Origin of the sequence: Marinobacter vinifirmus (assembly GCF_002258215.1) — a bacterium.
GTDB lineage: Bacteria > Pseudomonadota > Gammaproteobacteria > Pseudomonadales > Oleiphilaceae > Marinobacter > Marinobacter vinifirmus.
In genome coordinates this window covers 284,646-298,597 of record NZ_NEFY01000004.1, presented here as the reverse complement: position 1 = coordinate 298,597, position 13,952 = coordinate 284,646, and the positions used below count along the sequence as shown (strand labels likewise).

At 56.1% G+C, this 13,952-nt stretch carries 15 protein-coding genes; 2 read left to right on the top strand and 13 right to left on the bottom strand.

Going from position 1 to position 13,952, the window contains the following annotated elements:
* Positions 1-105 precede the first annotated feature (105 nt).
* The 13 genes from B9Q17_RS07605 to B9Q17_RS07550 all read right to left on the bottom strand — a co-directional run bounded on the left by B9Q17_RS07605 (position 106) and on the right by B9Q17_RS07550 (position 11,628).
* Entirely contained in the window at positions 106-1,899 is a 1,794-nt protein-coding gene (locus B9Q17_RS07605) for a Tad domain-containing protein (protein ID WP_094624748.1), read from the bottom strand.
* Positions 1,892-2,161 carry a hypothetical protein gene (locus B9Q17_RS07600; RefSeq protein ID WP_022989838.1) on the bottom strand — a complete coding sequence of 90 codons (270 nt, stop codon included), beginning with the start codon at positions 2,159-2,161 and terminating at the stop codon, positions 1,892-1,894. The genes B9Q17_RS07605 and B9Q17_RS07600 overlap by 8 nt, the downstream gene beginning before the upstream one ends.
* Complete coding sequence (locus tag B9Q17_RS07595) at positions 2,158-2,868, bottom strand: tetratricopeptide repeat protein (RefSeq protein WP_094624747.1); 711 nt, start codon at positions 2,866-2,868, stop codon at positions 2,158-2,160. The genes B9Q17_RS07600 and B9Q17_RS07595 overlap by 4 nt, the downstream gene beginning before the upstream one ends.
* A 40-nt stretch (positions 2,869-2,908) precedes the next feature.
* Entirely contained in the window at positions 2,909-3,781 is an 873-nt protein-coding gene (locus tag B9Q17_RS07590; RefSeq protein WP_244177334.1) for a type II secretion system F family protein, read from the bottom strand.
* A complete protein-coding gene (locus B9Q17_RS07585; protein ID WP_094624746.1) occupies positions 3,774-4,691 on the bottom strand; it encodes a type II secretion system F family protein in 918 nt (305 codons plus the stop codon). Before B9Q17_RS07585 ends, B9Q17_RS07590 begins: the two co-directional genes overlap by 8 nt.
* Entirely contained in the window at positions 4,688-5,881 is a 1,194-nt protein-coding gene (locus B9Q17_RS07580; protein ID WP_058340214.1) for a TadA family conjugal transfer-associated ATPase, read from the bottom strand. The genes B9Q17_RS07585 and B9Q17_RS07580 overlap by 4 nt, the downstream gene beginning before the upstream one ends.
* 3 nt (positions 5,882-5,884) lie before the next feature.
* On the bottom strand, positions 5,885-6,919 hold the full coding sequence (locus B9Q17_RS07575) for a CpaE/TadZ family protein (RefSeq protein WP_094624745.1): 1,035 nt from the start codon (positions 6,917-6,919) through the stop codon (positions 5,885-5,887).
* Complete coding sequence (locus tag B9Q17_RS18010; protein ID WP_154707619.1) at positions 6,883-7,074, bottom strand: hypothetical protein; 192 nt, start codon at positions 7,072-7,074, stop codon at positions 6,883-6,885. The genes B9Q17_RS07575 and B9Q17_RS18010 overlap by 37 nt, the downstream gene beginning before the upstream one ends.
* A 13-nt stretch (positions 7,075-7,087) precedes the next feature.
* Complete coding sequence (locus B9Q17_RS07570) at positions 7,088-8,266, bottom strand: type II and III secretion system protein family protein (protein ID WP_244177333.1); 1,179 nt, start codon at positions 8,264-8,266, stop codon at positions 7,088-7,090.
* Positions 8,256-9,200, bottom strand: coding sequence for a Flp pilus assembly protein CpaB (gene cpaB / locus B9Q17_RS07565; protein WP_094624744.1), 945 nt, complete (start codon positions 9,198-9,200; stop codon positions 8,256-8,258). The genes B9Q17_RS07570 and cpaB overlap by 11 nt, the downstream gene beginning before the upstream one ends.
* 51 nt (positions 9,201-9,251) lie before the next feature.
* Complete coding sequence (locus B9Q17_RS07560; protein ID WP_167373016.1) at positions 9,252-9,686, bottom strand: pilus assembly protein TadG-related protein; 435 nt, start codon at positions 9,684-9,686, stop codon at positions 9,252-9,254.
* Positions 9,687-9,798: 112 nt separating this feature from the next.
* The gene (locus B9Q17_RS07555; RefSeq protein WP_094624742.1) at positions 9,799-10,008 is read right to left on the bottom strand and encodes a Flp family type IVb pilin; all 210 of its coding nucleotides are present in this window, start codon (positions 10,006-10,008) and stop codon (positions 9,799-9,801) included.
* A 258-nt stretch (positions 10,009-10,266) separates the two neighbouring features.
* Positions 10,267-11,628: a hypothetical protein gene (locus tag B9Q17_RS07550; protein WP_094624741.1), complete on the bottom strand. Its 1,362-nt coding sequence runs from the start codon at positions 11,626-11,628 to the stop codon at positions 10,267-10,269.
* Positions 11,629-11,761: 133 nt separating this feature from the next.
* Between B9Q17_RS07550 and B9Q17_RS07545 the strand changes: the two genes are divergently transcribed.
* Positions 11,762-12,379, top strand: a complete 618-nt coding sequence (locus tag B9Q17_RS07545) for a hypothetical protein (protein ID WP_058340220.1) — start codon at positions 11,762-11,764, stop codon at positions 12,377-12,379.
* A 332-nt stretch (positions 12,380-12,711) separates the two neighbouring features.
* A complete protein-coding gene (locus B9Q17_RS07540; RefSeq protein WP_094624740.1) occupies positions 12,712-13,803 on the top strand; it encodes an OmpA family protein in 1,092 nt (363 codons plus the stop codon).
* The last annotated feature ends 149 nt before the right edge of the window (positions 13,804-13,952 follow it).

Here is a 13,952-nt window from a genome sequence, read left to right as displayed (position 1 = left end):
GTTTAGTAAAAGCTGGCGATGCCGGCTTTCGGAATATGTTGATGATTTCGAGCCCACGAGGATACTCGCTCCTATTCATAGCGTGCAAGGCAAGCGCTTGTGGCTTTACATTTCTACATTTTCTATGAGTTGATTACCTAACTGATCCGCTCCAACCACAGCCACGTTAAGGCCTGATAAATCCACACCGAGGAGCATCAACAACGGAGAAATAATTCCTTGCAGCACGACCGTGGTAACGATATTCAACAACGTTTCAATAACCGGCTTCAATAGGTCAATCACCGGATTCAAAATACTCAAAAGACTCGTTTCCCCGCAATCCAAAGCCAAGTTATCCAATTGCACATCCAACCCTTTAACCCAAGTCGGCCCGCTACTCTCTAACACACGACTACAGTCGCCATCTGGACAACGAAGAGGGTAGCCTTGAACGTATCGCTCATCTTCAACAACGGGGAGTTTTGCTCCAAGGTCCGCATCCACACAAACGTTCAACAAAGGCTGCTCAGCAATACTAAGCTTTAGTATGGTCGCATGAATTGGCTCTCGCACAAGATCCCCAACAGCTGATAACGTACCGGTTTCAACATTTGCAACTGCAGGCTTCGCGTAAACCGCCAAATCGACTTCATTGGAGCCACCTCGGGCGCACTGGGCTCCAGTAAACTCAGCCGACCCTCCACCCACTTGAACAACTAGCGGTATGCGGATGTCATTTAACGTCTCTGCTTTAACTATATTCAACGTCAAAGCACTGATGAGATCCCCTATGTATCCGATGGACAGCTCGAGATCTACTAAGGCTTCGAGAGAAATGTCCGTCGCCGAAACTTCAGTCAGCCATTCATTGTTCTTACCTTGACGAGCAGGCCCAATTACTACCGGAGCCGGATTATCAATACCTAGCCTTAGCTGGATATCAATACTCCCAAGCAAGGAGTTATTAAGCAGTGTTTCTAACACTGGTGACTCTGACGGATCAACAGATAAATTAATCAGTCCCTGGCCATCATCAGAAAGCGCCTTTGCACTATTCAACACGACGCTTACAATGAAGTCATATAATGGGAATTCTGCGTTCTTGGCAGCATCAGCATCTCCCGCAACCGACAAAACCGCCCCCGTATCAAGCCCGGAGAGACCCCCGCTTTCCGCTAGCTCACTAACCAACGTTCCTACAGGGGTAGTCACTCCACCAACCAAATCTACGGTCGCATCTAGCACGTCTACCAGTGGAGCATTCAGCAGAGCTGTAACATCCGCCAGGCCTAACAACGTCAACAGATCCCCAACTCCCAAAAGAGTTGACTCAAGGCTTTGAAGACTTGTCGGATCAAGTGAATAGTTACTCTGACCGAGGACTGCACCCAGCAGGTTACCAAGCAGCCCCCCCTCAAGGTTTAGCGTCGATGCACTCGCGCTCAGGGCAGCATAGAGCTCCTTGCGGGACCCAGCGTTAACAGACAACTCTACTGGTGGAAACAACCATTCTGGCAACAACCATGACAATCGCTCCTGGCGCTTATAACGAACAACCGCTGCGTTTGTTTTATCAATGTCACTCTGGGGAGTAAAACTCAACGTACTTGAGCCATCACCAGCAGGCTCAAATACGCCTGCAAAAACTTCCAGCTCTTCGGCATTACCGTTAAAGCCTACCTGCCTAGCTGCAACAAGCGCTCTAGCTTTCATCAAGCCGATATCTGCATTCATGCTACAAGCTTGAGCCTCATCTGCAGCAGCTGTAGCCGCCGCATTCACCACACGCTGCATGTCTGCCTTCACCGAATACAGGCGGGCAGCATCCATGGCCAGCACGGCGACTACGGCCAGTGCCACAATCAAAAACGGGGTCAGGAAAACCAGCACCCCGGATTGACGACGGATCTTATTCACTGGTGGTCTCGCCAATCTTGTCCCGGATTGGCTGTTCGAAAGACTTCGCCAGCCGCTCCTGGGTTTTTATGTAAATGGTGGAACTCAGTTCGCCACCACGGGCAGGCCGCTGCGCCTGTTCGTCCATGGCTTTACGGGCCTCTGTCCGGTCATCCTGGTCAAAGCTTACGCCCGCCAGCCCAAGATCATTATCCGGCGGGTTTGCCAGCGCGGACGTAGCAGCCAGCGCCAGTGCGCCAGCCAGGCAGGTCATGCGGATCATCGTGAACCTCCTGCAAAGCGTTTGGAGAATTCCTTACCGGTGGCAAGCAGCTGGTCACTCAACCCCAGGTCCTGCTGCAACCGGGCCAGGGAGCTGTTTCCACCCTGAAGGTAATAAGCCGCTACCATATTGCGGCCGGTGGTCTCGCTACCGCCAGATAACTCGTAGGCCGTGCGCAGCTCGAACGCTGCCTGGCCATAGAAACCGGTCTGCATCAGCACCACGCCAAAATCGTTGCGGATATCGGAGGAGGCTGGCGCCTTCGCCTTGGCGGTGCCTAGTGCGGTCAGGGACTCTTCCAGCTTGTTGCGTTTCACATACACCACTCCAAGGCCATGATAGGCCTGTGCGCTGTCACAGCTTTCGGCAATCTTCTGGTAAACTTCTTCGGAATAATCCAGTTGCTCCACCTTCGCGAGCAGCTGGGCCCAGCGCAGCCAGTGATGCTGAGTCTGGAAAGGCAGCTCTTCCAGCCGGGCCAATGCCGCGTAGTTTCTGGACTTCTCCATCATGGAATCAATGGCTTCCAGCTCTACCCGGTGCTCCGGCGTCATGTTGGTCTTGCAGCTCACATGGAGCGGCGTTCCCTGATCCCGGTCTGCCCTGTCAGCGGAACCGTCTGTCTCAGGTGTCATGGCGCAGCCAGACACCAGGGTCGCGGCAAAAACCGCCATCGCTGGTAACCGGACAACTTTCTTGTACTTCATCTAACGCTCCTTCCCGGAAAGCTTGGTGATCACTCGTCGATTACCGCTGCAGCGCATCCATAATGGAAAGCACTGCCGGCCCGCCAATCAATATGAACAGTGACGGCAACATAAATACCATCATGATGATGGTCATCCTGGCCCCCACACGGTTGGTTTCTTCTTTCAGTTTGCTGCGTTCTTCGTGGTGGGCCTCGGTAATAATCTGTTCAAGGGCGCTGGACACCCCAGCCCCCAGGCTGCCGGCCTGCTTTAGAATGGTTACATAGTTGCGAAGCACGGTGAGGTTGCGGTTGTGGCCCAGCTCATCCAGCGCCCGTGTGCGGTCGGCGCCACTTTCCATCACACGGTTAAATCGGTCGATACGACGCACCAGCAATGGCATCAGGTCCCGGGCCTGGTGGGCGATAAGCTTCAGGGTCCGCTCCGGGCTGAGGCCCGCCTGCATCAGCATGCGGGTCATCTGGCACAGCTCGATGGCTTCACGGTTCTGCTGTTTTTCCGCCGTGCGGCCGGCCGCACGAATCAACTGTCGTGAAACATAAAAGGCCAGCACAAAGGCAATCAGTAAGGTCAGCAAGTCGCTGGTGATATAGCCAATCACCCCCACTACAACCGGCAACACCCAGCACATCAACACATAATGGCCCCGGGCCTGCAGCGCTGTTTTGCCTGTGGCATCCAGTGCCGGCTCCAGCTCTCGGAAATCCCCGGCAAACAGCGGCTTCTCTACCAGCCAGTACAGAAAACCTGCCAGCGGCGAATCCTCGCGGGCATCATCTGCCGACAGATGCCGGCGCTGTAACCGAGCCGTCACCCGCGCCCGCATCGCCCAGGCCGGCGCCCAGACCAGGGCATACAGCACAGACGCCATGGCAAACACGATAGCTGCCGCAAACCAGACGTTATCCACGGCCCACCCCCCGGATAAGGTTCCAGATCAACAGGGTTCCCAGCACCTGCAGCACACCGGCGGTTATCATCATGGTGTGGCCGGTACTGGTGTGCAGCAGTGCTTCGGAGAACTCTTCGTTCATCAAAACGATGTAAGCCCCCATAGCAGGCGGCAAAATGGCGAAGACCACGGCCGTGAAACGGGTTTCTGACGTTGCTGCCATAAACTCCCGGCGCAGTTCCTGCCGTGCACGAATGGCCTTGGAGACTTCCTGAAGAACCGGGCGAACCGACGAGCCGAAACGGGCAGACGTGCGCAGGGCAATGGCAATCTGGGTAAACGGAGGAATACTGTACAACTCGGCGAAGTCGTCAAAGATGCGGGTGTAGTCCCGGCCCTGGCTGACCGCGCCCCGCAAGCGGAAGCTCAGGGGCTGGAAAACATCGGAGGCATCGGCAAAGGCCACCAGAAGGCTCTGCTCCACCGAGCGACCGGCCACTAAAGAGCGAAGTACCGCATCCACAATACCCGGCAGCTCTTCGAAGATCTGCCGGCGAAGGCGCTCGAACTTCACCCGCCACAGGGTAACGCCAATCAGCACAACGGCCACCAGGGCCACCAGGGCTTCAATGGGCCCACGGTAGACATAAACACCGGTCAGGGAACCAAAGAAAAGTACCGCAACCACAACCACTTTGGTTACCGACATGCGGATACCGGCGCGAATCAGCAGCTGCTCCAGCGGCCCGATGTCGATACCGGCTTTCTTTTGGTCTTCTGTGACAATCTGCGGATAGAGGCGGTTCTTACTGAGCTTTTTCAGGTTGCGGTCATGGCGGACCTGGCCGATCACCAGCTGCAGCAGCATAACCACAACCGCGAGGGCGCCAAAGAACAGCGCTGCCAGCCAAATCACCTGAACACTCACAACTGAGCTCCCGCCATATCCTGGGCATCCAGTTCCTTGGCCCGGTACAGGGTTTCCATCTGGTACGGGTCATCGCGGGTCGGCGTCATGGCGACGACTTCACTCACCAGGCGCCGGCCATTTGGCAAGCGTGCAAGCTGCACAATCACATCCAGCGACGAACCGATAAGCCGGCCAATGGCCCGCTCACCAGCATCATAACCATTTACCGCCAACAGGGTTTCAATCCGGATCAGCGCGTCTTTCGAGGAGTTGGCGTGAATGGTACTCATGGAGCCTTCATGGCCGGTATTCATGGCCTGAAGAAGCTCGATAATTTCGCCGGAACGCACCTCGCCCACGATGACCCTGTCTGGCCGCATACGCAGGGCGTTGACCACCAGATCCCGGGCGGCCACTTTACCGGTTCCCTCCGCGTTTGCGGGCCGAGTTTCCAGCCGGACAATATGGGGGTGGTTAAGCTGCAGCTCGGCCGAGTCCTCAATGGTCACAATGCGTTCATCCTTGGGGATGAACTGGCTGAGCAGGTTCAGAATGGTGGTTTTACCGGTACCGGTACCACCACTGACCAGAAGGTTGCGGCGATTCTGGACAATCCCGGTAAGCAGCTCCAGGCATTCCCGGGTCATAGAGCCCAGGTTGACCAGGTCGCTGGCAGTGAGGTGTTTCTGGGTAAACTTCCGGATGGAAATAGACGGGCCATCCAGGGCAATAGGCGGAATAATCGCATTCACCCGGGAGCCATCCGGCAAGCGGGCATCCACCATCGGGCTGCTTTCATCCAGGCGCCGGCCCAGCGGTGCCAGAACCCGGCGGATAATGCGCATCACGTGGTCGTCGTCGATGAAGCGGGTCTGGGCTTTTTGCAGTACCCCGGCCACTTCCACGAAGATACTGTTGGGCCCGTTCACCAGGATGTCGTTCACCTGCGGGTCGTCCAGCAGCGGTTCCAGCGGGCCAAAGCCGACAATCTCATCCAGGGTTTCCCGGGCCAGCATGGACTGATCCGAGGTAGCCAGGGGAATTCGCTGGCTTGCGACGTACTGGCCCACATTGGCCTGCACAAAATGCTCCAGCTGGGCTTTTTCAGCCAGCTCTACTTCGATACCCTCTTCTTCCAGCCGCTCGATCAGATGACTGTGCACCTGCTTTTTCAGCTGCTGGTACTCTTCATCGATACGAGTAGCCACGGTTTACTCCTTGCCCGCCGCACGTTTTTTGAAGAAGCCGAGAGCACCGGCACCAGACGACTGTTCGCTGTACTGTCGCTTCGCAAACTCCGCAAGGCCTTTCTGGTAGGAAGAGCGGCGCAGCAAGGCCGACAAGGGTACGCCAGCGTTGATGGAGTCCAGCCGGTTGAGCCAATCCAGGGGCAGCTTCAGGCTTGCCTGGGTGCCCATCCGTTTTTCCATATCGGCCAGCGCCAGCGTGGCTTTCTTGTCGAAGCCGTCGATCACCACGTTGGTCTGGCACTTGCTGCCCAGCAACTGGGTTGTACCTGCCAGCATGGTCTCCACATACTGCACATGCTCAACCATGGGATTGGCCACAATCATCAGCCGCGAAAGGTCAGCCCCGAGAATTTTCAGCCAATCTGCAGACTGGTGCTCCACTACCCGGATAATAAGGTGATCAAACAACTCAGCCAGCCGGGAGATCGCAATGAACAGGTCCGCTGCCGTGTCACCGGAGAGCTGGTCCGCCATAATCTGGCCAGACAACAGCCGGAGCCCCGGCCTGCATTCTTCCAGCGCGGTGTTAACGAAGGATTCGTCAATGGAATCCGTGCGGTTGACCAGGTCATTCAGCGACAACCGGCTGAGGCTGTCGAAGTAGAAAGCGTGATTCTCTGTGGCCATGGTGTCTACCGCCAACACCCGCTGCTCCGGGTACAGGTCGTTCAACTCGCTCGCCAGGTTCTGGGCAAAGAAACGGGTATCCACCACCGAAGACGCACCAACCACCAGGGTAATGCTTCGGCGCTTTTGCTCACCGTTTTGCTGGCGTTCGGCGGCCGCCTCATTGACCAGGCTCTGGACCCGCTCCCTCGCCCGGTCTGAATCCACGGCGGTGATCAGGCAATCCCGGGCACCTGCCCTCATTACCTGAAGCAGCGCGTCCTGGGAAATATGCCGGGCAACCCCAACCAGGGTAACCCCCGGATTGGACTGGTGCAGGGCCGAAAACAGTTTTACGGCTTTTTCCGGGTCATCCTCGCTGATGGCCACCAGAGCCAGTTTGGCACCGCTTGCCGAAGCCAGCCGGCTACCCGGGAAAGGTCAGAGGCGGAAACAAATTCCAGGCTCCATTCATCTTCCAGGACACGCTCAAGCCAGACACGCACTCCGACATCTTCAACAACGCAAATCAGGGTTTCACTCATGGTGTCGGGCTCCTTACCAGCTCAGGCCATGTTCCAGAGGTTCGGTTCCTTCTCTGGGGTTGATGACCATATCGCCCCACTCCGTGCTGCTGTACTCGTACTTCTTGCCAAAATTTTTCGCCGATTCCGGGAGTTCCCGCACGGCGCTGACCAGTCTGGGGGTAACCACCATAATGAGCTCGCGCTCTTCGTTGGAAATGCGGTCAGAGCGGAACAGTGCGCCCAGAATGGGGATGTTACCCAGCCCCGGCAGACGGTCGCTGTTGTTGAAGGTGCTGCGGCTAACCAGGCCACTGATGATAAAGCTCTCACCCGGCGCCATGGACACCATGGTTTCTGTTCTGCGAACCCGAAGCCCGGGGACAGACACTCCGCCGGAGGATACGCCGGAGGTGAAATCAAGGTCGCTCACTTCCGGCGCCACTTTCAGGATGATCTGGTTTTCGTCTACCACGGTGGGCGTCAAAGACAGGCTGACACCGAATTCCTTGTATTCGATTTCCACCTCGCCGTTATCACCGGAGATAGGCACCGGGAACTCACCGCCAGACAGGAAGGTTGCGTTCTGGCCGCTCAGGCTGACCAGTGACGGTTCGGCCAGGGTATAGGCGAAACCGCCGGATTCCAGGGCGTTGATGACGGTCAGTGAACTGGGGCCAAAGCTGAAAAGGTTAAAGCCCTCAGTTCCCAGCCCGGGAGCGCTTCCGGGGACGCCACCAGGGCTGGTGAACCCGCCACCATTGGGAGACAGGCCAAACGCATTCTCCCCACCATTGAGTAGTTTGGAGTAATGAAAGCCAAGGGTATTCAGTTCCTGGCGGTTTACTTCTACCACCCGGATGTCTGTTTGCACCTGCATCGGCACCGGCTGACGCTTACCCGCCATGGCCGACACCGCGTAGTCCGTCACCCGAGGGGTGTCATCACCCTTCAGCCATACACGGACCGTTGTTTCACCCGCTGCCTTCGCGGTTACCAACACCTCTTTTTCCGCACTGGCCTGAACGGACGCCACATCCGGGCTGGACACAGCGACTTTCTCCAGTTCTTTTGCAAACACCAGCACATGCTGTTGTCCGGGGCTGAGGGCTACCGGGGCTTCGTCCCGGGCATGGGCGGTGAACGGCAGCAATCCCGCCAACATCAGACAAGCCAGCCCCCGAAGGGCCATTTTCGTTTTATCAGCGAACATAGACTGTCCTTGTGTCGGAACCTTCAAAGATCTGGACCTTCAGCCCGTTGTCTGCTTCTTTCTGCTTTTCCTGGCGCCGGGCTTTTTCCTCTGCTTCTTTTTTGGCTTTTGCTTCCGGAGAAAGGGGGCGAATGTCGGCCAGGAAGATGGCTTCCGGCTCTTGCGGTTTCTGATCAGCCTGGGTGACCACTTCGGTTTCGCTGTCACCCCCCACAGGCTCCGCCATGGATACACCGCGCCGGGTGGCAACAAAACGCAGGTTTGCTTCCGCAGACGCAAGGGCGAGGCGGTTCACTTCGGCTTCCGGCACTGCCAGCACCATGGTACTGTTGCGCCGACGGTCATCGTCATCAGCTCCGCCTGATGGATCGGTTGTTCCACGCATGGCCAGCACTTCGACCTCCCGCAGCAACACGGTGCTCAGGGCACTGTCTGCGGAGTTACCTTTGAAGGTAGCCACCACATCAACCAGATCACCAGGGCGCAACAGGCCACCGATGCCAGACAAGGGGTTCAGGTCAAAGGCCACGGCACGGATGCCTTCCGGCAGCTCGCGCTGCAGAATGCTGGCGTCTTCCATGGCGTAATCGGTCAGCGGGGCACCCGCTTTGAGGGGATTGGGGATAGCTTCGCCAAAGGTCGCTGAGTCTTTAGCAAGGGCGCCCGGCAGCTCAACCGTGGTGGTTACTTCAGAGAACAGCTCCGGCTTCAACTCAGTGCCGGCTTCGATGTCCTCTTTAGCGAACAGGTAGGTGAATGTCGGCTTTTCCGGCTCCTTCTCGCCGGCCGGCTCAGACCGGGCAACCTGACCGGTTGTCGATGATGAGGTAGCTGCAGGCTGATCGTTGTATCTGACCAACCCCACAACCGCCAGAATGATCGCCACCAGGGCCAGCAGAAGGGCTGGCAGGGTGGACACGAGCCTTGTCCTCATAATCGTTGGTCCTGTCCATGTTGTTCAGGGAGCTATGGCTCCTCATTGTTCTCAAAATGTTACGGCAGCTGTAGCTGACAAAGTCGCCGGCTGTGGTGGGAAGCTACCCAAGAAACTCATGTTGAGCTGGGGGAGAAACGACACCCGTCCATCAGACGGAATTACGGATATATTGCATTTCAACAACACAACATCAACGGCCGAATCACCCGCACCGGGAGTCTCACACTCAGCAACATCCACCAGTAGCCGGCGACTTAACAAACTGGACGAACGCTCCAGAGCTGTTTCTGCATGATCACGCACTGCCACTTCAAAGCCATCAACGTCATCGGGGTTCAGGTTACGGCGATCCAAGTAGTAGACAGAAGCTGCCGCCCCATCTGCCGCCCGCTGCAACTCCACCTTGGAAAGAAACAGTACCCCGTAGACGAGACCTGCATAAAGCAGGCCTATGATTAAGGGAAGGATAAGGAGAAATTCCAAGGCAACCACACCAGACACGTATTGTGAGCGCACATTAAAACCTCTCAAGCTGCGACAGTTATCCAGTATCCCCCCCAGAATTTGGAAGAGCTAATTGAGACTGACACCAACTTCACTCAGGGGGCGTCGTCGTTTCGAACTGGCTCATAATCGTCTCATCAAACCAAGTTGCTATAGTGTCGCCATTTCCCGATGCGAAAACAGCAACAATAATCGCAATCACTACCCCTGCAAGAACCAAATACTCGATCGCCGAAGCCCCCTTCTGCTTCTTAGGCGTAGCATTCTTAATCCGAGCAACTGCTGCTTTATCGAGCTTCATAACTGATCACCTCTAGCTACCTGTTGTTGATTAAACCTCAAACCACCAAACGGCAAAAGCACCGCCTAACATCGATCAAGTTATCCAATATTGACCTGAATCATCTTAATAACGTTATGATATCTACTTATTGCAATCTGGGAACCCTAAGGATGCAAAATTTTGTAAAGAAAAGTGAACCGTTCTTCATCCGCTGTCGTAAGGCGGACGCCCTGAAACACGCCTAACACACGCCTTCACGCTCTAACCACATGAAGTTCAAGGATTCCAACGCCCATCACGCCAGAACTCCCCGGAATCCAGCCCTCTCGCCTTCAGCTCGTCTTCCACGCATTCCCGCAACTGGCTGTAAATCGGCTGGCCCCGACGCTTCTGTTCGGCGTAAATAGTGGCCAGGCGGCGGGCAAAAAACGGGCTGGAATTCTGGTCGGCGGCAAATTCGTAGCTCATCACCCGGGAGGCACCAAACATCGGGCCCAGCTGGCTGGTGCGGAAGGCCGGATCGTCCTGCTGAATACTTTGCAGGATGCTTTCGCCACTGGGTGGTGCAGGAATAATGTGGCGGATGTCGTCCGGGTAACGGAACAGGTAACGGACCAGCAGGGCTGAGGGTGCGTCGATGCGCTGCCGGGCGCGCTGGCGGAAACGGTAAAAAGCTTTCACCTGCAGCCCCAGCGCCCAGAACGCCTCGGCACTGGTCAGCCCGAAGCTTTCCCGGAAAATACTGAACAGGCTGTCTTCACAGCCGAGAATCGGTTGCGTGGCCCGGTCGTAGTTCTGGAGATCTGCCGGCTCTACGTTCTTCCGGTTGGTCCAGTTACCTTTGAGTGCCACCTTGTCCGGGTCCAGGTCCCGTGACAACGCCTCGTCGCGAAGTGCCGTCAGGTAGCATTCGTTGAACCAGGTGCGCCACTGGCTGAGCAGCTCGGCACTGAATTCCTCGAAAACCACATCCGGCATCCAGTCGGTCAGGGAGTCCCTGGCTCTCAGCAGCTGCCAACCGGCATCGTGCTTCAGGCTTTGCATGACATAGTCCGGTACTTTCTTGGCGGCCTGTTGTACTTTTGTCAGGCACAGCTCCCGGAACATTTCCCCCAGCCGGCCAACAATCAACAACTGCAAACGGACAACCGGCAAGCTGGTGGATTCCGCCTCGGCCAGCATTTTGTATGACGACACGTAGGAGCGGCCAAACAGCGGCGCGTAACCCTGCTTGCCGGCCATCTTGCCATTGCTGCCTGTGCCCGGCATCAGCGGAGCAATCAGTTCGAACATTTCGGCATTACCCGGGCGCATGGTCAGCGGCGCGTATTCCGGGTGTTTCAGAAGAAGGCGAACCAGGATGGCCTGGTTGGGGCGGATTGTTGCGGCGGTCGCATCGTCCTGCTCGTCATCCGGCTCCGGCGTTTCAGCAGCGCCCGCGGGGGCACCGGCCTTTTTCAGGCGGCCCAGGCGGTTTACCGGCACGTTCAGCAACATGGCAAGGTCAAGGTCCCGGACTTCCCCATCACCCACTACACTTTCGAGAACCAGTTTAAGGTTCATCAGCGTATTACCACTGATCGGTGCCGAGGGGTGGGTCAGCTCATTCCGGGATTGCCGGCTTCTGGATTGCTGCATGCACAGTACCTGTATGGTATAGGGTATGTTTTTCCGAAAATGTGTACGATGTTAACATAACCAATTATTGAGTCTGGCAATATTGCCGTAGCGCCGCATGGGGCGCACTGAACTGTCACAAGGATTCACTAACGTGTCTGTTATCGGGGCCAAAACGTTCTTCTTTTTTGAGGGTGATTCCCAGCCCGACACACATATTATTTGCAGGCCAGACTACTTCCAGCAAGACGGCTTCCGGCTGCCGGCCAGTGGCGTTACCCTGCTGTACGGCCACAAAGGCCCCGGCAGCCTGATTGGCGCTGCGGTCCGCCAGAGCGCCAGTTCTGGCGCCGGGGTCTGCTTTGCCGACGTTAAAATCGATATCGGCGAGTGGGATGCCAACAAACAGAAGCTGGATAATTTTGGCCACTGCCGGTTCCTGAACCTGCCCCAGCGGGCTAACCGGGAAGTGCTGGATGATATAAACCAGCACTGGAATCGCTGGCTGGATGAAGAAGGCGCCCCCAACGAAGACTTCCCCCGCAAAGCCTCCAACCGGATGGACCTGCTGGACAAGCTGGTTGCCCTGCCGCCCTACAACGAGCTGAACGCCATCGCCTACGATGTGCAAACCCGCTTTGGTGCTGCCAAATTCCTCACCGTGTTCAACATGGACGCCATTCGTACCGACGAAACCACCGTGATTCCGCCTGGCACTAACGTCATGTTCCAGACACCGGGAGCCGAATGTCCTGATATGGCATCGCTATAGCCACCCTATCCATTCGCGAGCACTAGTTCTGATACCCAGTTCCGGGTGTAAGCCTCTCGCCGGAAAGCCGGTTGAACCGCCGCCGGTAGCGGGTTACTTCCCCGCATTCAAAACAACCGACCACAGAATGATCATGCTAGCGTTAACAGTGAGCAGGAGAGCTTTCATGGCGCTCCTCAGTAGCTACCCTATCAAACTGGCCGCGAATCCATAAAGACCGGCTTGACACGATAAACCAACACTTAACAAAAATATCATATGTATAGTACTATACCTTCCGAATCAGATTTGAAATGACAAGCAATGTCAGTAGACTACAAGGAATTTCAGCCATGCCGGATTTTAAGTCTGTAGTGTTCACCGCAGCACTTACCCTACCTTCGTTGGCGCTAGCCTCGCAGGATTTCCCCCAGCGATACAGCACTCTGGGTCTTGAAACCAGCTATCTTGACTCTGGTAACTCCGAGAACAAGTCCAGCTCGGTGGGTGATCTGTCCAATTACTGGTCGCTGGGCGTTAACTTCACACACCAGTTTAACCCAAATGTCAGCATGCTCTTGCAGGGCGGCTATGCCGAGCCAGAAACCCGTAATACAAAGGTCGACACCGAGCTATGGCGAGGAATGTTGGGCGGCCGATTGCACCCCACGCACTATCGGCTTGGTGGCTGGCGCCCCTTTGCCGGCGCAGGCTATACCTACCAGAACATAGACGCCGGTTTTACTTCCAAAAATGAAGACCTGATATACGCCGAAGGGGGTCTGCAGAAAATGATCGCCCCACGCTTCCTGGCGGAGGCTGGCGCAAGGGGCATGCTGGAAGTTGAAGACGAATTTTTTGACGCCCAGCTCTTTGCTGGCGTTCATTATATGTTCGGGCGGAAGTTCCGGAAAGCTCCTTCCAGCCGGGAGGCGCTTGACTTGTCACAGATTTCCACACCGCCAGCAGACTCGGATGGCGACGGTGTACCAGACTATCGCGACAAGTGCCCGAATACACCAACCGGGGCTCTGGTTGACGATGACGGCTGTGCTAAAGAGCTAACGAGGGACATAAAAGAAACGCTTTATGTTGAATTTGAGCACGACAAGACCATGGTGCGCCCTGAATACTTCGACGATATTGGCAAGCTTGCCACCATCTTACGGCAGTACCCTACATCGCGTATTCTGCTCGAAGGCCACACAGACAGCACTGGGCCAGCTTCATACAACCAGCGGCTGTCAAAAAGCCGGGCAGGCGCAGTGATGAAAGTTCTGGTTGACGAGTACATGATCAACCCGGACCGTATTCGCACGACAGGGATGGGCGAATCACAGCCAATCGCAAGCAACCAAACAGAAGCTGGCCGGGCCCAGAATCGCCGGGTTGAGGCAATAGTTTCCGGGCAGTACTCCGAAATCATAAAGAAGGATCAGGACTGACCCGTTCAGGATCGTGCCGCCCGACTGGGCGGCACTCAAACATGATCCAGTGATAGCCAGGTTCAAGGCGCGATCTTGCTAATCACCACATTAAATATCTACAAACTTGTTTCGCATAAGAGACCCTATTCTACATATAAACTTGGAAT